The sequence below is a fragment of the Paraburkholderia caffeinilytica genome (assembly GCF_046030355.1).
GTDB lineage: Bacteria > Pseudomonadota > Gammaproteobacteria > Burkholderiales > Burkholderiaceae > Paraburkholderia > Paraburkholderia caffeinilytica_B.
Map to the genome: position 1 here is coordinate 83157 of NZ_JAQQCQ010000025.1, position 26647 is coordinate 109803.

General features: G+C 62.7%; 18 protein-coding genes and 1 tRNA gene. 8 read left to right on the forward strand and 11 right to left on the reverse strand.

Annotation, left to right across the window (positions count from 1 at the left end):
- Positions 1 to 3: 3 nt before the first annotated feature.
- Both PQQ95_RS29840 and PQQ95_RS29845 read right to left on the reverse strand, forming a co-directional pair.
- Positions 4 to 9870 (reverse strand): non-ribosomal peptide synthetase, encoded by a 9867-nt coding sequence (locus PQQ95_RS29840; protein WP_408444136.1) that lies wholly within the window; start codon positions 9868 to 9870, stop codon positions 4 to 6.
- Between the two features lie 539 nt (positions 9871 to 10409).
- The gene (locus PQQ95_RS29845) at positions 10410 to 11120 is read right to left on the reverse strand and encodes a 4'-phosphopantetheinyl transferase family protein (RefSeq protein ID WP_408444138.1); all 711 of its coding nucleotides are present in this window, start codon (positions 11118 to 11120) and stop codon (positions 10410 to 10412) included.
- A gap of 662 nt (positions 11121 to 11782) precedes the next feature.
- On the opposite strand from PQQ95_RS29845, the gene PQQ95_RS29850 reads away from it, so the two are divergent.
- Positions 11783 to 12715 carry a glycosyltransferase family 2 protein gene (locus PQQ95_RS29850; protein WP_408444140.1) on the forward strand — a complete coding sequence of 311 codons (933 nt, stop codon included), beginning with the start codon at positions 11783 to 11785 and terminating at the stop codon, positions 12713 to 12715.
- Between the two features lie 220 nt (positions 12716 to 12935).
- Here PQQ95_RS29850 and PQQ95_RS29855 read toward each other — a convergent pair whose 3' ends face one another.
- The gene (locus PQQ95_RS29855; protein WP_054034603.1) at positions 12936 to 13670 is read right to left on the reverse strand and encodes a Crp/Fnr family transcriptional regulator; all 735 of its coding nucleotides are present in this window, start codon (positions 13668 to 13670) and stop codon (positions 12936 to 12938) included.
- Positions 13671 to 14727: 1057 nt separating this feature from the next.
- On the opposite strand from PQQ95_RS29855, the gene PQQ95_RS29860 reads away from it, so the two are divergent.
- From PQQ95_RS29860 to PQQ95_RS29875, 4 genes are all read left to right on the forward strand, one after another.
- Positions 14728 to 15261 (forward strand): GNAT family N-acetyltransferase, encoded by a 534-nt coding sequence (locus tag PQQ95_RS29860; protein ID WP_408444217.1) that lies wholly within the window; start codon positions 14728 to 14730, stop codon positions 15259 to 15261.
- A 305-nt stretch (positions 15262 to 15566) separates the two neighbouring features.
- On the forward strand, positions 15567 to 17141 hold the full coding sequence (locus tag PQQ95_RS29865) for a mannose-1-phosphate guanylyltransferase/mannose-6-phosphate isomerase (protein ID WP_408444142.1): 1575 nt from the start codon (positions 15567 to 15569) through the stop codon (positions 17139 to 17141).
- A 285-nt stretch (positions 17142 to 17426) separates the two neighbouring features.
- The gene (locus PQQ95_RS29870; RefSeq protein WP_408444144.1) at positions 17427 to 18146 is read left to right on the forward strand and encodes a FadR/GntR family transcriptional regulator; all 720 of its coding nucleotides are present in this window, start codon (positions 17427 to 17429) and stop codon (positions 18144 to 18146) included.
- A gap of 142 nt (positions 18147 to 18288) precedes the next feature.
- On the forward strand, positions 18289 to 19293 hold the full coding sequence (locus tag PQQ95_RS29875; protein WP_408444147.1) for a Gfo/Idh/MocA family protein: 1005 nt from the start codon (positions 18289 to 18291) through the stop codon (positions 19291 to 19293).
- Here PQQ95_RS29875 and PQQ95_RS29880 read toward each other — a convergent pair.
- The 5 genes from PQQ95_RS29880 to PQQ95_RS29900 all read right to left on the reverse strand — a co-directional run bounded on the left by PQQ95_RS29880 (position 19290) and on the right by PQQ95_RS29900 (position 23188).
- The gene (locus tag PQQ95_RS29880; protein ID WP_408444220.1) at positions 19290 to 20273 is read right to left on the reverse strand and encodes a quinone-dependent dihydroorotate dehydrogenase; all 984 of its coding nucleotides are present in this window, start codon (positions 20271 to 20273) and stop codon (positions 19290 to 19292) included. The genes PQQ95_RS29875 and PQQ95_RS29880 overlap by 4 nt on opposite strands.
- Positions 20274 to 20447: 174 nt before the next feature.
- The gene (locus PQQ95_RS29885; RefSeq protein WP_408444150.1) at positions 20448 to 21269 is read right to left on the reverse strand and encodes an arginyltransferase; all 822 of its coding nucleotides are present in this window, start codon (positions 21267 to 21269) and stop codon (positions 20448 to 20450) included.
- A 116-nt stretch (positions 21270 to 21385) separates the two neighbouring features.
- Positions 21386 to 22123, reverse strand: a complete 738-nt coding sequence (aat, locus tag PQQ95_RS29890) for a leucyl/phenylalanyl-tRNA--protein transferase (RefSeq protein WP_408444152.1) — start codon at positions 22121 to 22123, stop codon at positions 21386 to 21388.
- A gap of 9 nt (positions 22124 to 22132) precedes the next feature.
- Positions 22133 to 22678, reverse strand: a complete 546-nt coding sequence (locus PQQ95_RS29895) for an NUDIX hydrolase (protein WP_408444154.1) — start codon at positions 22676 to 22678, stop codon at positions 22133 to 22135.
- Positions 22679 to 23111: 433 nt separating this feature from the next.
- Positions 23112 to 23188: transfer RNA gene (locus PQQ95_RS29900), tRNA-Met, on the reverse strand.
- Positions 23189 to 23448: 260 nt separating this feature from the next.
- On the opposite strand from PQQ95_RS29900, the gene PQQ95_RS29905 reads away from it, so the two are divergent.
- Both PQQ95_RS29905 and PQQ95_RS29910 read left to right on the forward strand, forming a co-directional pair.
- Positions 23449 to 23946: a heme-degrading domain-containing protein gene (locus PQQ95_RS29905; RefSeq protein ID WP_408444157.1), complete on the forward strand. Its 498-nt coding sequence runs from the start codon at positions 23449 to 23451 to the stop codon at positions 23944 to 23946.
- 10 nt (positions 23947 to 23956) lie between these two features.
- Positions 23957 to 24289 (forward strand): DMT family transporter, encoded by a 333-nt coding sequence (locus PQQ95_RS29910; RefSeq protein ID WP_408444160.1) that lies wholly within the window; start codon positions 23957 to 23959, stop codon positions 24287 to 24289.
- Between the two features lie 28 nt (positions 24290 to 24317).
- Here the strand turns inward: PQQ95_RS29910 and PQQ95_RS29915 are convergent, their stop codons facing one another.
- Positions 24318 to 24701 (reverse strand): hypothetical protein, encoded by a 384-nt coding sequence (locus PQQ95_RS29915; RefSeq protein WP_408444162.1) that lies wholly within the window; start codon positions 24699 to 24701, stop codon positions 24318 to 24320.
- 69 nt (positions 24702 to 24770) lie between these two features.
- Positions 24771 to 24962 carry a hypothetical protein gene (locus tag PQQ95_RS29920; RefSeq protein ID WP_408444163.1) on the reverse strand — a complete coding sequence of 64 codons (192 nt, stop codon included), beginning with the start codon at positions 24960 to 24962 and terminating at the stop codon, positions 24771 to 24773.
- Between the two features lie 267 nt (positions 24963 to 25229).
- Here PQQ95_RS29920 and PQQ95_RS29925 point away from each other — a divergent pair, with 267 nt between their 5' ends.
- Positions 25230 to 25514, forward strand: a complete 285-nt coding sequence (locus tag PQQ95_RS29925; protein WP_408444166.1) for a DUF1488 family protein — start codon at positions 25230 to 25232, stop codon at positions 25512 to 25514.
- Between the two features lie 81 nt (positions 25515 to 25595).
- On the opposite strand, the gene PQQ95_RS29930 is transcribed toward PQQ95_RS29925, so the two are convergent.
- A complete protein-coding gene (locus PQQ95_RS29930; protein ID WP_408444168.1) occupies positions 25596 to 26606 on the reverse strand; it encodes an NAD-dependent epimerase/dehydratase family protein in 1011 nt (336 codons plus the stop codon).
- Positions 26607 to 26647 lie beyond the last annotated feature (41 nt).

Here is a 26647-nt window from a genome sequence, read left to right on the forward strand (position 1 = left end):
CTCTCACGCTCCCTCGGCAATTCTGCGTTTGAAGTTGAGGATCGACGGCCGGGCGACGGCAGGCGCCTCGGTCAGTTCGCTCTCCTGCGTGCCGTCAAGGCTCGCCGCCAATTCGGCGATCGTCACGTTCTTCATGAGCTGACGGGCATCCACGCCCAATCCACGCTCGTTCATTCGCGCGACGATGCGGAACAGCTGGAGGCTGTCCGCGCCGAGGCTGAAGAACTGCTGGTCGATGCCGACATGCTGCAAACCGAGCACGTCCCCCCAGATCGCCGCGATGGTGGCCTGAGTCGGCGTCACGGCTGCAGGTTCGGCCGGCATGGCCGGTCGTTCGATCGGCGTGGCCACTGATCCGGCCGGCAGAGGGGCCGGCGGAACCACCGTGAGCGCCGCGTGCGGCTGATGGCGGACTGGCGCGGCCACCATGTCCGCTGTCGGCACGGGCAGGGCTTTGCGGTCGAGCTTGCCGTTGCTGGTCTGAGGCAGCGCGTCGAGGGTCATCCACAAGGTCGGCACCATATAGCTCGGTAATTGCCCGGCAACGTGCGCCGCGACCGCGCCCTGGTCGATCTTGTCGACGGCCGTCCCGACGATATAGCCCGCGAGGCGAGGACTGTCGTTGACGGTATGCAAGGCAACCGCTGCCGCAGTAACGCCGGGCGCCTTACGCAAGGCCGCCTCGATATCCTCGATCTCGATGCGGAAGCCGCGCAGTTTGATCTGCTGGTCGCGACGGCCGAGGTGCTGGAGCGAGCCGTCGGCAAGCCGCTTGGCCAGGTCGCCGGTGCGGTAGAGCCGGCGCGGCGCAGCGCCTTCGATGGCAACCGTCCTGAAGGCGGCGCCGGTGAGATCGGGGCGGTTGAAGTAGCCCTTGGCCAGGCCTTCGCCGCCAATCCACAGTTCGCCGCTGACGCCTTCCGGCGCCAGATGCAGGTCGTCGGTCAGCACATGCAGATCCGTATTGGCGATGGGGCTGCCGATGACCACAGGGCCGTCCGCAACAACACGCAACGCCGAGGACCAGATCGTTGTCTCCGTGGGGCCATACAGATTCCACACCTGGGCGCCGGTTGCCAGCAGGTCGTCGGCGAGATCGCGCGGCAACGGCTCACCGCCGCACAGGATAGTGAAGCCCTTGGGTGCCTTGAAACCGGCCTCCAGCAGCATGCGCCACAACGATGGCGTGGCCTGGAGAACGGTGGCGGCCTCTTCCTTCAGCCGGGTCACCAACTCGTAGCCCGTGCGCACCTCTGCATGACCGGCGATGAACGTCTGGCCGCCGACGATGAGCGGCAGGAACAGTTCGAGACCGGAAATATCGAAGGAGAACGTGGTGACTGCGACGATGCGGTCTCTCGCCGTAAAGCCCGGCGCTTGCGCCATCGACAACAGGAAGTTGCTCAGCGCGCGATGGCCGATCTCCACACCCTTGGGCTGGCCCGTCGAGCCCGACGTGAAGATGACGTAGGCCGAATCCGCATCCGACACGATGGGCAACGTCACGACCTCGTCGTCGCTGTCCGCGTCGTCGCGCGCTTCGAGCAGCGCTTCCAGTTCCAGCACGCGATGGTCACCGGGTTCCAGCACCGTCCGGCTTTCAGCATCGCTGAGAATGGCGGCAATGTCGGCGCCATCGAGGATCTGGCGCAGGCGCGCCGGCGGCATCGTCATGTCGAGGGGGACATAGGCGCAGCCGGCCCGCCACACGCCGATCATGGCGGCCACGGTCAGCGCCGTCCGGTCCATTGCGATGGCGACGCGTCCGCGCGGCGCGATACCTGCTGCCACGAGCCCGCGGGCGATCTGGTTGGCGCGTGCATCGAGTTCGCCATAGGCGAGGCTCGACGACGCGTCCGACACGGCCGTCGTATCGGGAGTCCGGCGAGTCTGCGCGGCGATCATCGCCGGGACCGTCTGCGAGAGATCGTAGTCGCGCTGGGAGGCATTCAGCTCGTCGCGAAGATGGTGGATCTCCTTTTCGTTCAGCAGAGGCAGTGCCGCGATCGGCGTTTCGGCATCGCGGGCGATCGCCGCAAGCAAGGTTTCGTAGTAGCCGAGCCAACGCTGAACCGTCGTCTCGTCATAGACGTCGGTGTTGAAGTCGCAATCCAGACGAAGACCCTGCGGCGATTCGATCACGTTCAGGAAGAGATCGAAGTTGCTGTAGGCCTTTGCGTTCGGCGTGAAGTGCGTGGCCACGCCGGCCATGTCGAGCAGTTCGTCGACCTTCTCCAGATTGAACTGCAGCTCAGTCAGCGGCAGTCGGTTGAAATCCCGCTTGATGCCGAGATCGCGCACCAGCGCGCCATACGTGTAGTTCTGCCGGTCACTCGCGTCGAACACGTGATCGCGCACCGCCTTCATGTGCACGGCGAACGGCTGGTCGCGGTCGAACCTGACACGCAATGGCAGGAAGTTGACGCAGTGCCCGACCAGCAGCGCTTCGCCGGCTAGGGACTGGCCGGCCATCGGCGCCGCGATGACGACATCGTCATGGCCGGACAGGCGGCCGAACAGCACCTGAACGGCGCCGAACAGGGTGGCGAACAGCGAGCAGCCTTGCTTCGAGGATGCGGTTTTTACCTGCTTGAGAAGATCGGCACCCAGATGACGGGTTGTCGAGGCGCCGCGGAAGCTCTTCAGTTCCGGGCGCGGCCGGTCGCCGGGCAAATCGAGCTGCGGCGCGGGGTCGCGATGGAGATTCAGCCAGAAATCACGCGTCTCCTTCTCGACACCGGCCTCATCCTGCGTTTTGGCGAAGGTGAGAAAACTCTGCACCTCGTCGAGCTCGGGCTCCTTGCCCGAAATCCCGGCTGCATAAAGAGCCCCCAGATCGCGCAGGATGATATTGATCGACCATCCGTCGCAGATGATGTGATGGGCGGTAAACACGAAGGCCCACTTCTGGGGTTCCAGACGCACCAGCGCGGCACTCACCAGCGGGGCACGGGTGAGATCGAAGACCTCGCGTGCTTCCGCATCGATGAGGGCCTCGAGTTCTCCGGCTGCATTGGCGTGGCCGGAAAGATCAATCCTTTCCAGCGGAACGGTCGTCGCCGCATCCGCGAACATTTTGTCGCCGACGCGTGAGAAGTGCGCGCGCAACGCATCGTGGCGCGCAATCGTCGCCGCGAAGGCACGCTCGAAAGCGGCCTCGTTCAGGTGACCCGTGAGTTCGAGGGTGAACGACTCGTTGAACACGAGCGATGCTTCGTTGCCCAGTTGAGCCGACATCCAGATTTCTTTCTGAGGCTCGGTGAGCGGAGACTCGGTGAGCGGCTTAGGTTCGGCCGACGGGGTCGACGCGAGGGCGTCCTTCGTGCCGCCGAGAATGCCCACGCTTTGAAGTGCGGAAATACTTTCGACGAAGGCGTCGCCGATTTTGCGGATGTCCTCATCCGAATGGCTGGTCGTCAGGAAGCAAGGGAAGCCTTCCATGATGTGGATGCCGAGGTAGCGCATATAGGCATAGAACAGACTGCCCAAACGGTCTTCGCCTGCAAAGCTGATATAGAACCAGCTCGAGAAGGATTCCGCCCGCGAGGCGATGCCGACTTTCTCCAGATGGGCATTGATGCGTTGTACGAGGCCGTCCATGCGGGCGCCGAGCGATTCCTGCAGCGCCGGGCCAGCCTCCTTGAGGTGCAGGAGGACGGCTTTCATTGCCGCCAATACCACGGGATGGCGCACGAACGTGCCGGCGAAGAAGGTCGGCGGGACTTCGGGAACCGACGCGTCGCCGAATTGCCACTGGCCGCCGTCGAGCGCATCCATGAACTGGGTGCTGCCGGCGAGCACGCCCACGGGCAGGCCGCCGCCCACCACCTTGCCGTAGGTCGCCATGTCGCCCTTGATGCCCCAATAGCCCTGCATGCCGGCGGGGTGCACGCGAAAGCCCGTCACAACCTCGTCGACGATGAGCGCCGACTCGTTGGCCGCGGTGACGTCGCGCAATTGCTGCACGAATTCCCTGGGGCGCAGATTGGGATGGCGCGACTGCACCGGTTCGATCAGCACAGCGGCGATATCGTCGATGTTGGCCTTGATCCACTCGAGGCTCTCGGCCCTGGCGTAGGGCAGCACGACCATGTTGCCCACCGAGTTTTGCGGGATGCCCGGCGCGAGCGGGAAAGCGCGCGGCACGCCGGCCTCGCTTCCCGGCTTGACGAGCACTTCGTCGAACTGGCCGTGATAGTCACCGTCGAAGCAGACGACCTTCTCCTTGCCTGTCACGGTGCGCGCGAGGCGCATCGCTGCCATCACGGCTTCCGAACCGGTATTGCAGAAGGTGACGCGTTGATGCCCGGTCATCTCGGCGAACATCTGGGCGACCTCGCCTGCGAGCGGAGACTGCGGTCCGATGGCAAAGCCCTCCGCCATCTGCGCGTTGACCGCTTCCACGACGAAATCCGGCGTATGGCCGAATGCGGTCTGACCGTAGCCGTTGACCACATCGATATATTCATTGCCGTCGACATCCCAGATCTTCGAGCCCTTGGAGCGCTGGGCGACGATGGGATAGACCAGTTCCTTCCATTCCTCGCGGAAGCCGCTGGCGGTACGCGGGTCGGCAAGCACGGATCGATAGGATTGCGTACGGGATTTGGATGTGGCGGTTCTCGCCGAGTAGCGAGCCGACAGATCGGCGATGAACGCCGTCTGGGCGTCGGTGATCTGCGCCGAGCTGGTTGCGCCGGGCTTGTAGGCGGTAAAGCGCGTCGGCCGGTTCTCCTCGAACTTGATGTCGGGGCCGCCGGGCCGCGCGGGAGCAGCGGCCGGCGCGAGCGCGGCGGTCGGAGCGGCGGCCTGGATTGCCGCGGCAGGCTGCTGCACCGCCAGCGGCGCGCCCTGGAGCACCTCGAGCTGACGCGACATCAGGGACTGCATCGCGGCGAGCTGGTCGCGGAATACCGATTGGATGTCGCCCGTAGCCGGGACAGCGGCCAGCGTGGGCGCGGCCAGTGCGACGGCGGCCGGTGCAGCCACGATGGGCGCGGTTGATGCCGCAACGGCAACCGGCGAAGCCTCGGCTGCGGCCGGCGCGATCTGCGGTTCCGGATCAGGCGGCAACGCGCCATCGAGGAACTGCGCCAGGGCGGGCAGCGTCGGATAGTCGCTCATGATCTGCCGGAAGCTGATCGTGACGTCGTAGCGTCGGCGAAGCTGCCGGGAGACTTGTCCCATGAACAGGGAGTCGTAACCGAGATCCCAGAAGGTCACGTCCGGATTGGAGGTATCCGGCGCCTCGCCGGACATTTCGGTGAGAAGCGACGCCAGTTCGGCAATGAGGCGCGGTTTGCGATCGATTTGGACGGCTTGGGTCATGGCGGTCGGGGCAATGTGGGTTATGGCGTCGGACGAGGCTGGCGCGGCAATCGCCGCGGCGGCCGTCGTCGGCTGGCTTGAGGAGGCAGTTGCGGGAGCGTCGATCCAATGCCGTTCCGGTTCGAACGGATAGGTCGGTAGCGAGATACGACGGGCGGCTTCGGGCTGGACGGCTTTCCAGTTCGGCGTGACACCGTTTAGCCACAGGCGCCCGGTCGTCTCGGCCAGAACGGACAGTTCCCGCTCGCGCATCGCGAAGTCAGGCAGGGAGGCGAGCGCGCCCTGATAGCGGTCCTTGGGCAATCCCTGCGTGGCAAAGGTCGACAGCGTCCGGCCCGGGCCGATTTCGAGGAGCAGGGGCTTGTCCTGCGCTGTCACCGTGGACAGCGCTTCACTGAAGCGCACCACGTTGCGGCAATGACTGGCCCAGTAATGTCCCGGCACCGGCTGATCCATTGCCGCCCACTGACCGGTCACCGTGGACACGTAGGGGATCTTCGGCCTTGCGAAAGAAAGGGTGTCCGCGAGCCTGGCAAGGTCTTCAACGACGCCGGACATCATGCGCGAGTGGAAGGCATGCGAGGTATGCAGACGCCGATGCTCGATGTCGCTCGCTTTCAGCGTGGCCTCGAAAGCCTTGATGGCCGCGAAGGGGCCGGCCACTACGCTGAGCGACGGCGCATTGACTGCGGCCAGGTCGACATCGCCGGGCAGGATGGGCTCGAGATCGGCCTCCGACAGACGCACGACCAGCATCGCGCCCGGTTCGGCCGACTGCATGAGCGCGCCGCGCCGGGCGATCAGGTACAGCGCATCCTCGAAAGAAATCGCCTCGGCCACGCAGGCTGCAACCAGTTCGCCGATGCTGTGGCCGATCATCGCTGTCGGCTTGATGCCGCGAGAAATCCACAACTGCGCCAGTGCATATTCGACCAGGAACAGGGCCGGCTGCGCGTAGATCGTCGAACGGATGGGATGCGGCGTGTCGTCGCCTTCCGGGGCCTCGCTGAGCAGCAGGGTCCGGATATCGAGCCCGACATGCGGCGCTAGCGCTTCGGCGCCTTTGTCGATCCACTGGCGATACACCGGCTCGGTGCGATAGAGCGCCTGGCCCATGCCCGGATACTGGGCGCCCTGGCCGGGAAACATAAAGACCACCGCGGGCGCGGCCTGAGGGGCCTGGGCTTCGATGGCCCCCTTCTGAAGCTTCGCCTGAGCCTGATCGAGGCTGTCGGCGATGACCACGGCGCGGTGGGTAAAGGAGCGGCGGCCCGTTTGCAGCGTCACGGCGACGTCGGCGAGCGAGAGGCCGGGATGGGCGGCCAGATGGCTGGCAAGATGGGCCCTGGTGCGTTCGAGCGCTGCCGCGCTCCTGGCCGAGAGCGGCAAGATCTGCAGTCCGTCTTGCGGCGCCTGTTGCGACTCACATGCGGCGTTGGCGCGGCCGGGCGCTTCCTCCAACACCACATGGACATTCGTACCGCCGACGCCGAAGGAACTCACGCCGGCACGACGCGGTGCCGGGCCATCGGCCCAGGGACGCGCAGACGCGTTGAAAAAGAACGGGCTGTTAGCCGAGTCGATGGCCGGGTTGGGCGCACGGAAATGCAGGAGCGGCGGCAAGACACGGTTGCGCAAGGCGAGCGATGCTGTGATGAAACCCGTCACGCCGGCCGCTGCATCGAGGTGTCCGACATTGGCCTTCGCCGAGCCGAGGGCGCAGAACTGGCCGCCTTCGACGCCGCCCAGGCGGAATGCCTGCACCAGGCCGGCGAATTCAATGGGATCGCCGAGTGGCGTTGCCGTACCGTGGGCTTCGACATAGCCAATGGAGGCCGGGTCAACGCCGGCTTCGGCGTGCGCGATGGCAATCGCGCGGGCCTGCGCATCGACGCTAGGCGCGGTGAAACCCACCTTGTCGGAACCGTCGTTGTTGATGCCGACGCCGCGGATCACGGCATAAATCGGATCCTCGTCGGCGATGGCGTCCTCGAGGCGTTTCAGCAAGACAACGCCGGCGCCGCTGCCGAATACCGTGCCGCTGGCACCGGCATCAAATGGGCGGCAAACCCCATCCGGCGCACCCATTCCGCCTTCCTCGTAGAAATAGCCGCGCTTCTGCGGGAAGGTGACCGACACACCGCCGGCCAAGGCCATGTCACAGCGTCCCGAGCGAAGGTTCTCCACGGCCAGGCTAATCGCGGTCAGCGAGGTAGAGCACGCCGTTTGTACCGATATGGCCGGTCCCGTGAGGCCGAGCTTGTAGGCGGTGCGGGTGGCGACGAAATCGCCGGCCCCCACCAGCTTCTGATACTCGCCGACCTGGAACTGGCTCGTGAATTCGTCGATGACGCCGCGATCAGACAGGACATGCTTGAGGAAGTAGGTATTCATCGAGGTGCCGGCGAATACCCCGACAGCGCCGGCGATCGTCGCCGGATCATATCCGGCGTCTTCGAACGCTTCCCAGGCGATCTGCAGGAAAAGGCGCTGCTGCGGATCGGTCAGTGCCGCTTCGCGCGCGAGCATTCCAAAGAAGCCGGCATCGAAGCGGTCGACGTCGGAGAGTATCGGCTTTGCCTTGACGTAGCGTTCTTCGCGGCGAGTGCTCTCGTCGAAACTGTCTTCCAGTTCCGTCATGTTGAAATGGGTGATGCAGTCGCGTCCCGCGAGGATGTTGGCCCAGAGTTCGGAGACATTGCGTGCACCGGGAAACCGACCGGACATGCCGATGACTGCGATGGCCCCGCCTTGTGTGTCACGGCGCGGCCGGATGGCCTCACTCTTCGTCACCCCGAGCGTGGCGCGCAGATGCGTGGCCAGCGCCTCGACATTAGGATGACGAAACAGATCCACCAGCGCCACCTTGGCCGCCACGTCGCGCATGATGATGGCGTGCGCCTGCATCAGATCCAGCGAACGCAGTCCAAGGTCGAAGAAATTCGACCGGCGATCGACGGGCTTGCCGAGGAGCCCTTCGAACACAGCCGCCAGCTTTGCGGCGATATCGTCGTCCACCGGCCCGGCTGCGGCCGATGCCGCGGCAGGCGTATCGAGCCCGGCAAGCAGGGCTTTGCGGTCGACCTTGCCATTCGGTGTCAGCGGAAAGGCCGGCAGGATTCGCAACTCCGCCGGCATCATGTAGTCGGGTAAGGCAGTCTTGAGATAAGCGCGGATTCCGTCCAGCAAGACGGCGGCTGTCGCTACATCGGCCTTCACGAAGCCGGCGATGGATTTCCCCCTGCGGCCCTCGAACGCTGCCACGGCCGCATCGGCTACGCCGGGCGCCGCACGCAGGGCATGTTCGATTTCATCGAGCTCGATGCGCTTGCCGGCGATCTTGATTTGCCGATCGTTGCGGCCCAGGAAATCAATGGCGCCGTCCGGGCGACGGCGGACCAGGTCACCGGTGCGGTAGAGCCTGGCGCCGGGGGTGAAGATGTCGTCGACGAATTTCTCCGCCGTCAGTTCGGGACGATTGAGGTAGCCGAGCGCAACGCCTTCACCGCCCACGACGAGCTCACCCACTTCCCCCTTGCCGACAGGAACAAACTTGTCGTCCAGGATGTAGACGAGCGTGCCCGCGATGGCGTCGCCGATGGGAATGGCGTCGCCATTTTCCAGCGCCTCGCCGCCGCGCGGAATGCGGTAGCAGCAGGAGAAGGTCGTGTTTTCGGTCGGGCCGTAGCCGTTGACGACCTGCAGCCCGGGATGGGCCTCCATGACCTTGCGTACGTGGACGGGCGACAGCACATCTCCGCCGGTCAGCACCTCCTTGAGCGGCAGAAAGGCTTCCAGCCGATAGTCGGCGAGCGCATTGAAGAGGCCGGCCGTGAACCAGGCGCTCGTCGCGCCGAGTCGCGCAATCCCGGCAGCGACCGTGTCGAGCGAAGGCTGAACCTCGTTGATGATAGCGGCGCAGCCACCGTTCAGGAGCGGACCCCAGATCTCCAGCGTACTGGCATCGAAGGCGAGGGGCGCCAGGTTGAGGAAGCGTGTCTGCGGCGACAGGTCGGCGAAGGTCTGGTCATGCACCAGACGCAGAATCGCGCGATGCGGCACGATCACGCCCTTCGGCTTGCCGGTCGAGCCGGAGGTGTACATGATGTAGGCCGGGTCGCCGCCACCGGAAGCCTGGAGCGGAGCGGGATCGGCAGCCTCCGACGATGCCACGAGATTCGCCAGATCGACCCATACGCCATTCAGGTCGCCGACGCTGGCGAGCGCAGCCCCTTCGGCGATGATGAGCTTGGGCGAGCAATCGGCAACGATGAAATCGAGTTGCGTGCGGGGATAGGCCGGATCCAGCGGCACGTAGACTGCTCCCAGACGCAGGATCGCGAGGATCAACGCTAACGTATCGCGGCTGCGCGGGACCATGATGGCGCAGCGCTCGCCTCGCTCCAGCCCCATGCCGTGCAGGACGGTCGCAAGACGGGCCGAACGTTCGCCGAGGGCGGCATAACTTTCTTCACCCGTTGTGTCGATCGCAGCAAGATGATTACCAAACACCGCACATACGGCATCGAAGCGCTCTGCCACGCCTGGTATATGACCTGGCCCGCTCGGCAAGTCGCCTGAATATCCCTCTCTGTGTGACATTTGCCGCTCTCCGGTAATTTAGATGAAGGCCTTGTACTGAGCTATGCCTGGCGATGAGCGTGCAACGCGCGCACTTCACGGCGGCCAGTCACAGGAGGCGCAAGCAGCACGAGACTGTCCGTGCCTGGTCAGCGTCTCAAAACGCGAAATTTGCTGTAAGTGGAAGTTAATCTTCCGCGGCCGGCCTATCCGTTCGCCGTCGCACACACGAACGACGCAACAACACATCACGCGCGAAGCGCTCGTGCGCCGGGAGCGTGTCGGGCACTCGCGCTTAAACCTGGAATGTGACGGGACGATGGACCGTACGCGATATTCGCGTGACGTTTCGGAAGAATTCGGGAGAAGCGTGGCGCTCAGCCGCTTGAGATGACACAAGCAGGTGCTCCGTGACGGATACGGCTAACTATGTGCGCCAGCGCATAGTATCGAGGCGCCTTTGCAGCACTGCGCCGTTTCTCTGATGCGGACGCCGTCAGTCAATTCATGTTGACAATCGACCAGTCCATGCGTCGGGCCGCCACCGCTCCTGCGCAGGTCGGGCCGGAGGGCAGGGCGCAAATGCGCCAATGCATTGCTTCCTCCGCGTCCCCGCCGACGAAGCGGGGTGTCGTGTCGCCGTGGATGGAAAGATCGAATTCGAAGTGGTCCGGTGGCAGGGTAAAGCCCGTGCCGAGCGCTTTCAAGCAGGCCTCTTTGCGCACCCAGCTTTCAAAGAAGACCTTTTGCCGTTCTGTATCCGGCAACGCGGTGAATTCCGCGCGCTCCCGGGTGGAGAATACCTGGAGCGGCATACTCTCCTCGATCGGGCGGCCTTGTTCTATGTCGATGCCGATCTCGAAACCGTTCGAGATTGCGAGAGCCGCCGCATTCTCGCTGTGGCTGAGGTTGAAGCAGATCGTCCACCCAGGAGGCTGGATGGTGCAGAAAGGTTTGCCATCCGAACCATAATCAAGGGCGACGTCACGCGGTGATAACCCGAGATAGCGGCTGAGAATCCGCCTGAGTTCGCCTCGTCCTGCCACGAAGCGACGGCGATGCCGTTCGAAGCGGAATTTGTCGGCCCGCTCGCGCTCTTGCGTGGATAGTATTTGCCAGTACTGATCAAAATCGCCGCTGCAGACATCGAGATCCCATTGCCAGACATGCACTTCTTGCGCAGAGGGCGGTGTAAGGAGAGGAGAGGACATTGAGAGCCTGGAATCGACTGGCGGTGGGGCTACCCGATTCTACAGGATCAACATCGGAAGGCGGCGTGCCCGCCTGACGTTGACTAGCTGTAAGCCGCGACGTGCCGACCTCAATTTACGCGGGATTGTTGGGCAACCCACGGAACAGTGAGGGGAATGCGTCTTACGATCCGTCACAGCGTATCGCCTCGCCGGTTGAGGCGATGGCGCCGCACGGCTTGCGTGGCCCAAACGGGCGCAAGCACGTTGCGACGACGAATGCGAATCATGATTTGCCGGCCGCGCCGAATCTGCAGGCGCGCAACTTCACCGCGGCAGACAGGCGACATCACCTACGTGGCGATAGCCTAAGACAGGCTTTTCCCTGAGGGCACTTCCTTCCTGGCGTACCTGACCGTCGCCATCGATCTGTTCAACTGGCAGACGATGGGCCGGTCGATGCACCCGCATATGAGGACTTAATCCGACATTGAACTATGTCAGCACCATCCTGTTCGAGAAAAACAGGGTCGAAATTTAGTAATGGAAAGCAATCTGACAGGATTTATTGTGTGATTAGTAAAGTATTGGCATGGCAGGTGTAATTAATTGGCTTGCAAGATGCAACTGGATAATTTTTTCTTTGCGTGAGGAATCTTTCAAATTCATAGCTGAGGTGTGGGATGGGGCGTGATTTTGACGATGTCACTAGTGTTAGTGTGATAATTCCGCACTACAATAGCCCTGATTTACTTTGGATGGCTATAGAATCAATATCTGGTCAAACCGTTGTTCCGCGGGAAATTATTGTTATAGACGATGCATCGGGCTTGCAGTTCGAATTACCGGAGCATTGCGGAGATGGGATTGCATTGCGCCTGATTCGCGAAACCGTGAATCGTGGCGCAGCGTGGTGTCGAAACAGAGGCATTGAGGAGGCAACCGGCGATCTGATTGCTTTTCTGGACGCAGATGACCGATGGCTCCCGAACAAGCTCGAGCGATGCATCGCCGCGTTCGGCCCCAAGCCTTCCAGGAGCGAAGCGAAGGTCCTGTTCAGTAACGTGATGCTAACCGACGGAAGCCAGCGCGTCCTGGGCAACCGGTCTCCCTATGGGGGTCAACCGATGCTTGACTTCATTTTATTGGATGGAGGGTATATTCAGAGTTCATCTATCATGATGTGGCGTCATCAGTATCCGTTAATTAGCTTCGATGGATCTTTGCGCCGCCATCAGGATTGGGATTTTGCCATTAATGCTGAAATGGCTGGCTGCGTATTCATATATTTGCACGATCCTCTGGTGGAGTACTGTCTGAGCGGGGGTGCCAATAGAATGTCAGGGAAGGCCAATTGCGAGCCAAGTCTGGTGTTTTTTGAAAAATATAATAGATTTATGTCAAGAGGACATGTTTCTTCACTGGTGTTTAATGTTTTGATTTACAAGAACCTGAATGTTTTGTTAAGGGTTAATATCGTCGGAGGAATAATATTGAAAGAAATAAAAATTCCGGGCAAGGGGTGGGTGTTGTTGTTTGCGCGGTTGATTATCGGAAGGGGTGGTGTGAATTTAATCAAGCAGTTGAGGCGGACAATTCAGATTCCGAGGGCGTGATCGCCGCCGTGACGTGCGGCAACACAGACACGACGCGGCACGCCGCGAAGACGATCGCGGCCATCAGACGAGTACTCGTTGCAGGAACGAACGTGTAATCGCCTGATGGCCGCGTCCGGGACAGGGGCGTCCCTCTGCGAAGCAAGGATACTGAAGTCAATCTTCAACAAGCGCGATGCCGGCTTCGCTGCGGCGCTCGATGAAAAGCGAATGTTGTCGCCTAGCTCACCGTCTCGGCCTGGTGCAGACGCGGCAGCAAGCGGTCGAACTCACGCTTCACGAGCCCATAACATTCGCATGCGCGCGATTCCAGCGCCTTGCGGTCGAGCACCTTGATATGGCCGCGGCTGTGATGAATCAGACCTTCGTCATGCAGCTTGCCCGCTGCTTCGGTGATGCCCTCGCGGCGTACGCCAAGCATATCCGCGATCAATTGCTGCGTGACGGTCAACTCGTTCGAGGCGACGCGGTCGATCTCGATCAGCAGCCAGCGGCACAACTGCTTGTTCAGCGAATGATGGCGGTTGCACGCGGCGGTCTGTGCCACCTGGGTCAACAGCGCATGCATATAGAGCATCATCAGGCGGCGTACCAGGTCGGAACGCATGAACTGCTGGCTGAGCGCTTGCGCTGTCATGCGATAAGCGAAACCGGCGCTTTGCACCTGCACGCGGTTAGGCATCGTTTCGCCGCCCGTCAATACTGGAACGCCTGTCATGCCTTCTCGTCCCACCGCAGCAATCTCGACCGAGCTGCCGTCTTCCATGGTCGACAACATCGAGATGATCGCGGTGGTCGGAAAATAAACGTGATGGATGCGTTGCCCGGAGTCGCACAGGAGTTGCTCCGTGCGCAGATGAACGAGTTCGAGATGAGGGGCCATTGCTTGCCACTCGTGGGAGGGCAGTGCGCCAAGCAAATGATTGCCGTGCAGATCGGATTGAAGTGTGAGCATGATCGGTCCTCGCGCGGAGCCGCGTGAGGCAGCCCCCTGATTTTCTACCCGTCGCTGCGTCCGTACGTGCTGCCGCCTGGCGAGCGGCTATGGATAGGCAGTGCGGGCCCCGTATGGCCTTTGCGCGCCGACGCTGTCTTGGGTTGTGTACGCTGGCGCTCGTGTTGCGCTTCTCATTTAGCGAGGATTGTGCCAGTGAGGCCGGAACCGAGCACTGGTGCGGCGCAGCGAAGCAAACACCGACGTGTTGCGCCGCGGAATATGCGTTTTTGTTTCAGTTCTGTACCAGGCCCCCGCTTGCCCGGTTCCCCGCCAGAGGTATTTTTTTAGCGCAAGTCATTGATCGGATTGGAATAGTACGCGTCAGACAGGTGGCGGCGCGATACGAATCAACGTCTGAACGCTAGCTGGACGGGCATTGAGCCAGCGCGTCCCGGATGACTCAGAAATGATTCAGATGTGTTCCACGGGTTGAGTGGGCTGACGCACGGAAGCGATTTTTGGCGAGCTATTCGATGTCGGCGCAACCTTTTCGGGGTGGCCGGAAAGAAGCGTATAGAACGAGGTTTTATGCGCGTCGTGGGGCAGTTGGGCCGGCCGGCGGATAGCGTCGGCGGTGGAAAACCGGTGTCTCAGTATTGATTCTGCCCGCCTCGGGTTCAGGTGCGGCTTCTGTATCGTCTGCGTTAAACGGTACCGGTGGGATCGTTTCCGGAGAATCCGGCGGCAAGTGGACCCCGTCTGCTGCAGCATGAAAGTGCGCGTCCGCGACACGAACGAAACCGCTAAAGGCGTTGCTTCGACGATTAGTTGTTAGCCGCCAGTCGCTAGCCGCCGGACGCCGGTCACAGTTGCAGGCGGTCGCTCAGAGCGTCGCCGTGAGGCCGGTATGGTGGCGCTCGATTACGCTTCCATTGTGCAGATGGAACGCTTGCGACACCGCTCGTGTTGCGCGCGCAACAGTGCGCTTGCGCACCGAGTTCGCCAGCTTGGCCGGCGTACCTTGTGTGCATGGCAACGGCCGGCTTCTGTCGGGTGAATCGCTGGGGCAATCGTGATCAACTGGAAAACGCTCGAATTCGAACAGTGCACGGTACGTGAGTTGTATCTGATCATGCGTGCGCGTAGTGCGGTATTCGTCGTCGAACAGTCACATTTGTGTCTCGATGCCGATGGGCGCGACGAAGGCGCACTCCATATCTTTGCGGCTGAAGATATATCTCGCCCGATGCCCATCATTGCTTATGCACGGGTTCGTCCTGACGATACAGACTACCCGCAAGTGGTGCTTGATAAGGTGCTGACAAGTCCGGCGAGGCGGGGCGACGGCACGGTTGAGGTGTTGATCGAGCGGGTTCTACGGGCGGCGGCGGAGCGCTGGCCAGGAACAGTTGTACGAGTGAATGCACCGGTAAGCCTGTGTACCTTCTACGAGCAGTTCGGCTTTCGCATGGTGGAAGGGCCATTCCCCGACCACGGCGCGCTATCCGTAGGTTTGACATTCAGAGCACGGAGCGACCGCGCGCCGCTGGCCGGCGGGCTGCACCAGCATCGCATATTGCCGGACGTTTGTACGTTCGAGAAACTTTAACTCCACTGGCTTGACTCGCGTCCGGCGTGCCGCCTGGATACCTCCCGTTCACGGTCTGAAAAGTAGGTTAGGAATATTGATTAATTCAAATGCCTGATCGTAGTCCGTGGACGAGTGAACGTTGCGTCAATCAGCCTTTGCTAGGCCGTCCAGTCGATGAGCGCCCGCCACGCCAGCGTGGCAGTGTTGGAGTGCGAACAGATATGAGCCGCTGATGCATGCTCCAATCAACACGTGATGCTTGCCGTGCCGGGTTCAATCCTCGTCGCGAGGGCCCGGAGTGTTGTGCATTGGGAGAGGCTCGAATGAACGATTTTGCATTGCCGGTCACGCAGGAGGCGCTCGCACGCGAGGCGCTGGCGTGCTGCACCGTCCAGCCGGTGATTCTCGCGGGTGGCTCAGGCACGCGGCTATGGCCGCTGTCGCGCGAGCAAAGTCCCAAACAGCTGATCAGCCTGTTCGGTGACGAATCGCTGCTCGAATCGACCGTGCGTCGGCTAGACCGTCTGTTTGCGGAGGAGCCCGATATACACGCTGCACCGCATTTCGAGCGGGCGGCGCCGATTGTCGTATGTGGCGCCGACCTGCGCCTCGCAACCGTCGAACGGCTCGGGCGGTGCGACGGTGGGCCTCGCCTCCTGCTCGAACCTTCGCCGCGTAACACCGCGCCGGCGCTGACGCTCGCCGCGCTCGCCGCGCAAGGCGACATGCCGGACGGCCCGGATCCCGTGCTCATCGTGATGCCGGCCGATCACCTGATTGCTGACAATGCCGCGTTCGTCGCTGCGCTTGCGCAGGCGGTGTTTCATGCGGCACAAGGCGCGATTGTGACACTCGGCGTGCCGCCCGAGCGGCCGGAAACAGGCTACGGCTACATCTGCACCGGCGTGCCGGTCGGGAGCCAGGGGGCGCGTGCGATCGATGGTTTCGTCGAGAAACCGGATCTTGAACTGGCCGAACGCTATGTCGCCAGCGGCGAGTACTGGTGGAACAGCGGCATTTTCGTTGTGCGTGCTTCGGTGTGGCTCGCTGCGATCGCGCGGTGCTGTCCCTTGATCGCCTCGACATGCGCGGAATCGTTTGCGCGGGCGTCGCTTGATAGCGCCGGCGCGCTTCATCTCGATCGCGCTGCTTTCGATGCCTGTCCGTCCGATTCGATCGACTACGCAGTGATGGAGCATCTTGGTTCTGACATGCGGCTGTCCGGTGTCGTCGTGCCGCTCGTCGCCGGCTGGTCCGACGTCGGCGCATGGGATGCGGTCTGGCAGTTGTCCGATAAGGACGCCGATGGCAACGTCGGCCGCGGCCGGGTGATGTTTGAAGGCTCGACTGACAGCTTCGCGCATTCGGACGGCCGGCTGGTCGCATGCGTCGGCGTGACAGGCGTCGTGGTGGTTGAAACGGCGGATGCAATACTGGTTGCCGCGAAGGAACGCGTGCAGGACGTGCGCGCAATTGTCAGCCGCCTGAAAGCGGAGCACGGTGCGGAAGTCCATGAGCACCGCAAGGTCCAGCGTCCCTGGGGCTTTTACGATTCGATCGACCGCGGCGAACGCTTTCAGGTGAAGCGCATCGTGGTGCAACCGGGTGGCCGGCTCTCATTGCAGATGCACTATCACCGCGCCGAACACTGGGTGGTGGTACGCGGCACGGCGCGCGTCACGCGCGGCGAGGAATCCTTTCTACTGACAGAGAATCAATCGACCTACATTCCGCTCGGTGTCACGCACCGGCTCGAAAATCCAGGCAAGACACCGCTGGAAATCATCGAGGTGCAATCAGGCGGCTATCTCGGCGAAGACGACATCGTGCGTTTCGACGATCAGTACGGCCGCAGCCAGGAGACCGGCAAAGCAGGCCCGGACAATTCCCGCTCATGACGCTTTGCCTATTCGTCTCACTACGTGCGTCTTCGCACGATGCAAATTTTGCAACGCAGGCACGCTTGGGACGCAAGCTTATGGCCCGTCAAAACAGGCGGCGTTACATAGAAGAAACAATTCTTCAGAGGGATAACCCTCTCAGGACGTTTCCCAACTGGCGCAACCGTTTTGAAGCTAGCAACGTATCGTAAAAGAACAACAACACCTATATAAAACGACACACGAGGGCTGTTTGATCAACAGGCTACGCGGGGACAAACACCGCTTCGGGGAGAGTGTCACATGGAACAGGCAAACAAGGATCGATCGCTGGTCAGCAAAGTCATGGACGGACTTGTGACCGGCATTGTCGAAGAGAAGTACGGCGCCATCCTGCCACCGCAGGACGTGCTGTCGAAAGAGTTCGACGTCAGCCGCACCGTCATGCGCGAGGCGCTGTCGATGCTGCTCGCGCGCGACATGCTGGACGTGCGGCCCAAGATCGGCACGCGCATCCGGCCGATGAGCGATTGGCGCATGATCGACGAAGACGTCGTGAACTGGCGTTTTCGCGCGAAACCCGATCCGCTGTTTCTGCGCGACGTGATCGAATTTCGGATCCTGATCGAACCGCGTGCCTCGGCGCAGGCAGCCGCGCGGGGCAGTGCGGCCGATGTCGCGGCGATTCGCGAGGCGTTCGAAGCGTTCCGCGTCATCCGGCCGGACGAGCCCGGCTATCAGGCCGCCGACGAACTGTTCCATGCGCGCATCGTGGTGGCGAGCGGCAATCAGTTCTTCAAGCAGATGGCGGCGATCATTCGCGGCGCGCTGTCCACCGTCAACCCGATCGTCAGTCAGAAGGACGGGATGTGGGAGAAGGCGGTGAGCACGCATCAGCGTGTGGTTGAAGCGATCGAGCGGCGTGATCCGAAGGAAGCGGAAATTGCCTCGCTGGCAATGATCGACTACACCGCGGAAGAGATCGGCGGCAACTTTACGCCGGAGCCGCCGCCGCGCGGCTGAGAGTGCCCGCTGCTGCGGCGGCAGCGGAGAGCTTTCCTGCAGGGACCTTGCATAACGAACGGCGCGACAGCATGCCTGCGCATGCGCGTGTGGCTTGCGTCACAATAGCGCCTGTTCTGAACTGCATGGACTCGAAGGAACGATGACAATCGCAACGCAAGAAGCCCCCGCGGGCGGCATGATTCGCTGGGGGATCGTCGGGGCGGGCCGTATTGCCCGTCGCTTCGCTGCCGGACTCACTCATGTGCCGCAAGCGCAACTGACCGCGCTGTGGTCACGCCGCGCCGAACCGGCCATGGCCTTCGCTGCGGAATTCGGCGGCGAGGTGTGCGCGAGCTTCGATGCGCTGCTCGCGAGCGGTATCGACGCGCTTTATATCGCCACCGTCCAGGACAGTCACGCCGACTACGCGATCGCCGCGCTCAACGCCGGCCTGCACGTGCTGTGCGAAAAACCCGCCACGATCAACGCGCCGCAACTCGAGCGAGTCATCGCGGTCGCGCGCGCGAGGCAACGGCTTTTCATGGAAGCCATGAAACCGCCGTTCTATCCGCTCTACAGAAAGTTGCGCGCGCATCTGGATGCCGAGCCGATCGGCGAGGTGGGTCTCGTGCGTGCCGGTTGTTCGGTGCCGGGCGTGCCGGACGATCATCCGTCGCTGTCGTTCGAGCATGCGGGCGGCGCGCTGCTCGATATCGGTGTCTACGAGATGTTTCTCGCGGTCGACTGGCTCGGTGCGCCGCGTGAGGTCCAGACGCTGGGGCGGCTCGGCTCGACTGGCGTCGACACGTTCGCGAGCCTGAACAGCCAGCATGAGCGCGGCATCGCCCAGCTGTTCTGCGGGCTCGACCTGCACGGTAAGGGCGACGCGTTGCTGATGGCCCCGGGTGGCCATGTCACGATTCATGAGCCCTGGTGGAACCCGTCGCGCGCGACGATCCGGTACGCCGACGGTCGTGTGGTCGAACTCGACGAACCGTTCGAAGGCGGCGGTCTGAACTACGAGACCGCGCATTTCTGCGAACTGATTCGGGCGGGGCAGATGGAGAGCCCCTTGATGCCGCACAGCAAGTCGCTGCAGATGATCGGCATGGCCGATGCCGCGCGCGCTGCGTTGGGGCTCAAATTCGCGGGGGAGTCTGCTTAGCCTTGACGCAGCGCCTGCACGCATTCGGCCACCAGCGCTGGTCCGCGATAGATGAAGCCGGTATAGAGCTGCACGAGCGATGCCCCCGCTGCAAGCTTCGCGCGCGCATCCTCGCCTGAAAAAATCCCACCGACGCCGATGATCGGCACCGTCTCGCCGACTTCGGCGCGCAGCTTGCGGATCACTTCGTTCGAGGCGTCGAACACCGGCTTGCCCGACAGGCCGCCGGCTTCCTCGCCGTATTGCATACCGGTGACAGCGGTGCGCGACAGCGTGGTGTTGGTGGCGATCACGCCTTCGAACTTATGGCGCAACAGCGTATCGGCGATCGATTTGATCTGTTCGTCGTCGAGATCCGGCGCGATCTTCAGGGCGAGCGGCACCAGCTTGCCGTGCATGTCGGCCAGACGTTGCTGCTTGTCCTTGAGCGCCGCGAGCAGCGCATCGAGTTCGCCCGCGCCTTGCAGCTGGCGCAGGTTCTTCGTATTCGGCGACGAAATGTTGACCGTCACGTAGCTCGCGAACGGATACACGCGCTCGAGGCAGTACAGATAGTCTTCGGCGGCGCGCTCGATCGGCGTATCGGCGTTCTTGCCGATGTTCAGCCCGAGAATGCCGCGATAGCGCGCGGCCTGCACGTTCTTGACGAACTGGTCGACGCCCGCGTTGTTGAAGCCCATCCGGTTGATCACGGCATTCGCCTCCGGCAGGCGGAACATGCGCGGGCGCGGATTGCCCGGCTGCGCGCGCGGCGTGACCGTGCCCACTTCAATGAAACCGAAGCCGAGCGCCGCCAGGCCGTCGATGCACGCGCCGTCCTTGTCGAGGCCCGCGGCGAGTCCAACCGGGTTCCTGAACGTCAGCCCCATCACGGTGCGCGGCGCATCCGGCACGCGTGGCGCGAGCGCGCCGGCAAGGCCGGTGCGGCCGGCAGCGCCAAGAATGCGCAAAGTCAGGTGGTGAGCGTCTTCCGCGTCCATGCGAAAGAGTTGGGCGCGTACGAGCGGGTAGAGGGAACTGAACACGGGACGAAGCCGGGCGGCCGGAAAATGGGAACCCGCCATTTTACCGGCTTTAAGGCATTAATGAGACTAATGGGCGCAAGGCAAGGTACGTAGGCGCAGGCGCGGACGCTGGTTCCGCCCGCCGCGCGCCTACGGCCGCAGCGGCCCGCGCCGGCCCTGAATCGCCAGATCGACCGGCGGCAGATCGACGCTGGTGGGATCGAGCACTTTCCATGCGCCGTCGATCAAGCCTTCGAGCGGCCGGAAATTCGCCTTGTACGCCATCTTCGGACTCTCGCGAATCCAGTAGCCGAGGTACACGTAGGGCAGCTTGAGGCTGCGTGCCTGCTCGATCTGCCAGTAGATGTTGTAGGTGCCGAAGCTGGTGTGCGGCAGATCCGGTTCGAAGAACGTGTACACCGACGAGAGCCCGTCACCGAGGATGTCGATCATGCTGATCATGCGCAGGATGCCCGGCGCGTCGGGGTGATCCGGCAGCGGCTCGCGGAATTCGACCAGCCGCGAGTTGATCCGGCTCTGCAGCAGGAACTGTTCGTACTGGTCGCGGCTGTCGCGGTCCATGCCGCCACCGGCATGCCGTGCCGACTGATAGCGCATATAGAGCGCGTAGTGCTCTTCGTCGTAGTGCAGTGGGGCGACCGTTGCAATCAGTTCGCCGTGCTTTTTCCAGACCCGGCGTTGCGTGCGGTTCGCCTCGAAAAGATCGACCGGCACGCGCACCGGCACGCAGGCGCGGCAGCCGTCGCAATACGGGCGGTAGGTGAATACGCCCGAACGGCGGAAGCCGGCTTTGACCAGGTCGGTATAGACGTCGGAGTTGATCAGATGACTGGGTGTGGCGACTTGCGAGCGCGCGATGCGTCCATCCAGATAACTGCAGGGATAGGGCGCCGTTGCATAAAATTGCAGCGCGGAAAGCGGAGAAAGAGGCAGCTCGTTGGGATGAGTCACGTTGGCAGCTCTCGAAGCATCTCTGGTATTGCAAACCCGGCGCCTTGCGGTTTGAAACCCGCGGCGCGTGACCCGCGGCTCGGTAGGCGGCGGATCCGGATTCGGCCTGATTCTTCCTACGCCGCCGGCGCGACGACATCGCGCAAGACGGTCTTGTCGAAACGCCAGGGAATCGGCGGTGCATCGACAGACGCGCGAACATGCGCGATGAACGCTTTGCGCGCTATCTCGCGGCCGCCTAGCGACGCCAGATGCGACGTGTTCTGCTGGCAGTCTATCATTTCTATTTCGTGACAGCGCAAGTGTCCGACAAGCGCGGCCAGCGCCATTTTCGACGCATCGGTCACCTCCGCGAACATCGATTCGCCGAAGAACATCCGGCCGAACGACACCCCATACAAACCGCCTACGCGCTTGCCTTCAAACCAGGTCTCGATGCTGTGCGCATCGCCCACCCGGTGCAGCGACGAATAGGCTTCGACCACGTCCGCCGTGATCCACGTGCCGCGCTGGCCGCGCCGCGGCGCCTGCGCGCAGGCGCGCATCACGGCGGCGAAATCATGGTCGACACGGATTTCCCACGCGTCCTCACGCAGCACGCGCTTGAGCGTTTTGCGCAGTGACGGCGACACTTTGAATTCGGCAGGGCGCAGGATCATGCGCGGATCGGGACTCCACCACAGCACCGGCTGGCCGTCCGAATACCACGGGAAGATGCCGCGCCGGTACGCGTCGATCAGCCGCGACGGCAGCAGGTCGCCGCTGGCGGCGAGCAGGCCGGGTGCGCCGCTTGCCGCGCCGAGCGCGCGCTCGACGGGGGGAAACGGATCGTCAGGTCCGAGCCAGGGAACCATGCGCGCCGCTCAACCTTCGCGCAGCGAGCGGAAGATGTCGCCCGTGTGCAGCCCGAAGCTGCCGGCGGCGCGGTCGGCGAAAAAGAAACGCAAGGTCTGGCCGACGGTGGGGAAGGCGATCTCGTCCCACGGAATTTCGTGTTCCTCGAAGAGTTTCACTTCGAGGCTTTCCTCGCCGGCTTCGATGTCGAGGTCGAGCAGGCGCGCCATATAAAACAGATGCACCTGATGCACGTGCGGCACGTTCAGCAGCGAGAACAGGCTCTGCACCTCGACGCGCGCACCGGCTTCTTCCAGTGTTTCGCGCGAAGCCGCTTCGGCGGTGGTTTCGCCCATTTCCATGAAGCCTGCCGGCAGCGTCCAGTAGCCGTAGCGCGGTTCGATCGCGCGACGGCACAGCAGCACTTTGTCGTCCCAAACCGGAACGGTGCCGACCACGTTGCGCGGATTCTGATAATGCACCGTGCCGCAATTGCCGCATACGAAGCGCTCGCGGTTGTCACCCGGCGGGATGCTCAGGCTGACGCCGTGGCCGCAGACAGAACAGAATTTCATAGGAAGGGGACGAGAAAGGGTGATGGGAGTTTATCACTGGGGCGAGCTTTGCCGGGAGCGGTCCATGGTGGGATGCGTCTGTCATGGCGGCGCGGGGATATTTCACGGGCCGGGCTCAGTCGACGCACGCGGCTATCACTGCCGTCGAGGAAGAATGCGGGTCTGTTTGGAGTCCGGATCAACGAACGTGAGCCGGAGTGATGGAGGGCCAGGCGGAATGCGTGATGAGCGCGGCACGGCCTGTCAAAGATTGGTGAGTGCTTGTCCGGCTACGAAATGGAGCCATGGAAGCCGAGTGCAATTCGGCGGGCGAAATGTGCGCAATTGCGCGGCGCAGAAGGGGAGGCAGAAAACAAAAAAGGCCTGCCGGTTGGGCAAGCCTTTGAAGTTTTTCGACGTTTCGAACCGCTTGAGTAGCCACTTAAACGCTACTTGGTTGCGGGGGTAGGATTTGAACCTACGACCTTCGGGTTATGAGCCCGACGAGCTGCCAGACTGCTCCACCCCGCGTCCGTCGAAGAAAAGATTATAAGACAAAGCCGCAGCCCGCGCAATAGCTAATTAAGAACCGGCTTCAACACGCGCCGTCACGATGCGCGCTTCAAATGCACCCTTCAAAGCGAAGCGGCTTCCGAAGTCGCGGCGCGCATTGGCTGCGTCGCATGCCGGAAAGCGCGTGTAGAACGCTGCGCTAGAATCCAGGTTCTCTTCGCGCGCCGGCATGCATGTGCAACGGTCTGCGCTTCACCCCTTACCTTGCTCTGAACTCCATGGATATCGCTCACGATCTACAGGTGATTGCCGCTCAGGAACAAGCGCTGGTGTTCCCGCAATTCGATGCCGACCGCGCATGGCAGGTCGGTGTCTATCTGCACGAGGTTGCCAAGGCGCGCGGCATTCCCGCGGCCATCGACGTGCGCACGTTCGGTCAGCCGCTGTTCTTCAGCTTGCTCGACGGCGCGACGCCGGACAACGTCGACTGGGCGCGTCGCAAGGGCAACACGGTCGCGCACTTCCGGCGCAGTTCGTATGCGATCGGTTTGAAGATGCAACAGGCCGGTAGCACGCTCGCCGATAAGCACGGCTTGCCGGTCACGGAATACGCGTCCCATGGCGGTGCGTTTCCGTTGACGATGGCGGGCGCCGGTGTGATCGGCTCGATCACGGTGTCCGGCTTGCCGCAACGCGCCGATCATGAACTGGTGGTGGAAGCGCTGTGCGCCCACCTCGGCCACGACTACAGCAAGCTCGCGCTTGCAAAGGCCTGAGGCGATGCGGATGCCTCCTTATGCATTGCTCGCCATTGCGATCGTTGCCGAAGTCATCGCGACTTCCGCCATGCGGGCCTCGGAAGGCTTTTCGCGGCTATTGCCCGCGACGGTCGTGGTGATCGGCTACGGCATCGCGTTCTATTGCCTCTCGCTCACGCTCAAGAGTATTCCGGTTGGCATTGTCTACGCGGTATGGTCCGGCGCCGGCATCGTGCTGATTACGCTGGTCGCGGTCGTGATGTACCGGCAAGTGCCCGACGTGCCGGCCATTATCGGGCTCGGGCTGATCATTGCCGGCGTCGCCGTGCTGAACATGTTCTCGAAGATGCAGGCGCACTGATGAGTGCCCGCTGAGTGTCCACCGGGCGTTACTTGCAGCGCACGATCATCGAACGGTTTTTCACGTTGGCCGAGACGACGTTCGTGACGCTGCCACCCGCGGGGCCGCCTTCGTCGTTGTCTTTCGACACGATGTCGTAGCCGGTTGCGCCACATGCCTTGCCGGCCTGCACGTAGCAGGAGGCCCAACTGGACGCGGCGTCGGCGCCGCTGCAATTCACCGCAAAGCCGGTCTGGCCGTTCGGCAGATTGATCAGCGACGTGGTGTTCGACGATGCGCAACCGGCGAGACCCGCGCCGAGCAGCACGGCGGCAGGCAGGCCGATCGACAGGGACGCCCTGCGGATGAGAGCAAGCGCGGCGCTGCTGGGTCGGAAGCGGCCGGAGCGGCGCAGTTGCGTCATGAAGTGCATCGTGATGTTTCCTTTCAAATAGATATCGAGATTCGCCACGCACAGCGGAGGTGTGCCCGCAACGGAAGGCTAAGACGTTTCGATCGTGATGCCTGCCGCGCTGACCAGTTGGCGGCTTTCCGCACCGCTTTCGGTTGCAGCGTCTTCCCAGATGCTGATGGCTTTCGGAATGTCGATGCCGTGGTTTTCGGCGTAGGCAAACCATGTGTTTGCCGCATCCGGCTCAGGCAGTTCGTGGTTTTGCAGAAAATATTTTCCCATATTGCGCTCGCTGCCCTCGAAATGGCGTCATTGCGTCAGCACAGATCGTGCCCTTGAACCGGTTCGACAGACGCAGCCGGCACAAGTGCAATGCGGCGTATCGATACGCATGCCGACCTGATCGATCCGGGGCGTGCAACGCTGCGCAGAGGGGCGCTGAAGGCTGGACCGCGGTCCGGCCGCGCGAGTACCATATCGGGCATGTCCGGGGAGCGGCTGGTTCTCCCCGGTGTCCGTTTTCCGCCGGATACTTCTGATGAGGCGACCATGGAAATTCGGTTTCCCGCGGACGCGCCCGCTTACCGCGACTCCAATCTGACGGTTGTCTTTCCCGCGCTCGTGGACGGCGAACCGGTGCCGTGCGCGATCTCGGTTGAGGCGCTCGAGGATCATTTCGGCGCCTACACCGAGGATCTGGAAGGCTGGCTGCGCGCATTCGACGCCGGGCGCCCGCGCATCGAGGCGGTTGCGCGCGAACATTTGCAGATCAGCAATGGCACGCCTGTCTTGCTGAAGAGCGGCCACTTTCCGCCCGGCAACGTGGCGGGCTGATCGGGTTCATTCGTTCATACGCGAATAATGTGCTTCAAACCGGCCCGCTCGTGACAGCCGTTCACAGACAGCCGTCCACAATCAGGCGGTTTTTGCGGCGTCCCGCCGCGTGTCCGTACTCGCCGATGCTGCCGCGCGCGCGGCTTCGAACGCATGCCGGATACCGTCTTGGTACGACGTTTTGGCGATCGGGCCGATCAGTTGCGTCAGTGCCGTGTCGTCGAGCACGACCGGCTCGGTCATCAGGTAGTTCATCTCCACCAGTTCCCGCATAATCGGATTGAAGAGGCCGAGCACGCGCAGCAGCGCCTTGCCGGCCACCATCAGCTTCGGCTCGCGGCCCGCCAGCGCATAGGCCTGTCTTGCCACTTCGCGCTGCGTGATCGTGCCCACGCCGGCCAGGTGCCACCACCGGCCGTATGCGTCGGGTGTGCGGGTGAGTTTCTCGACCACGGGTCCGATATCCGGCAGGTAGATGAATTCGTGCGGCACATCCACCGGGCCGATGACCTGTGCGCGCTTGCCGCGCGCCGCGCCCTCGAATATGCCGTTGATCAGGCTGCGTTCAATGCATTGCCCGTAGAAATCCGGCAAGCGCAGCACCAGCGTCGACAGGTGGGTCGACCCGCTTGCGCGCCCGTGTGCCGCCAGTACCCGTTTTTCCTGCTCGAGCCGCATCCGGCCTTTGAACGTGTGGGGTTCACGCGGATGATTTTCGCTAATCGGATTGCCGCGCGCGCGCCCATACGGATACACGGTGCCGATCAGAATCAGGCGTTCGACGCCTGCCGCCGTCACACCGTCGAGGGTTCTTTCCATCAGCGGCGGATGCTCGGCGAACTGATCGTAGGGCACGCCTACCAGATAGACCACGGTCTGCAAACCGGCTGCCACGGCGCTGATGGACGCCGGGTCGTCCGGATTCCACGTGACGATTTCCGCATGCGGGTCGTGGCCGAAAGCCGCTTCGAGCGGCGCGCGCGAGCGGCCGACCACCCGGTAATCCCGGCCCGCCGCGCTCAGCGCCGCCGCGATGATTTGACCGGCCGCGCCCGCGGCACCGAATAAACCGACTTTCCCTATGGCTTGCATGAGCGACTCCTGAAGACGGCGCCGTATCGCGCCTGGGTAAG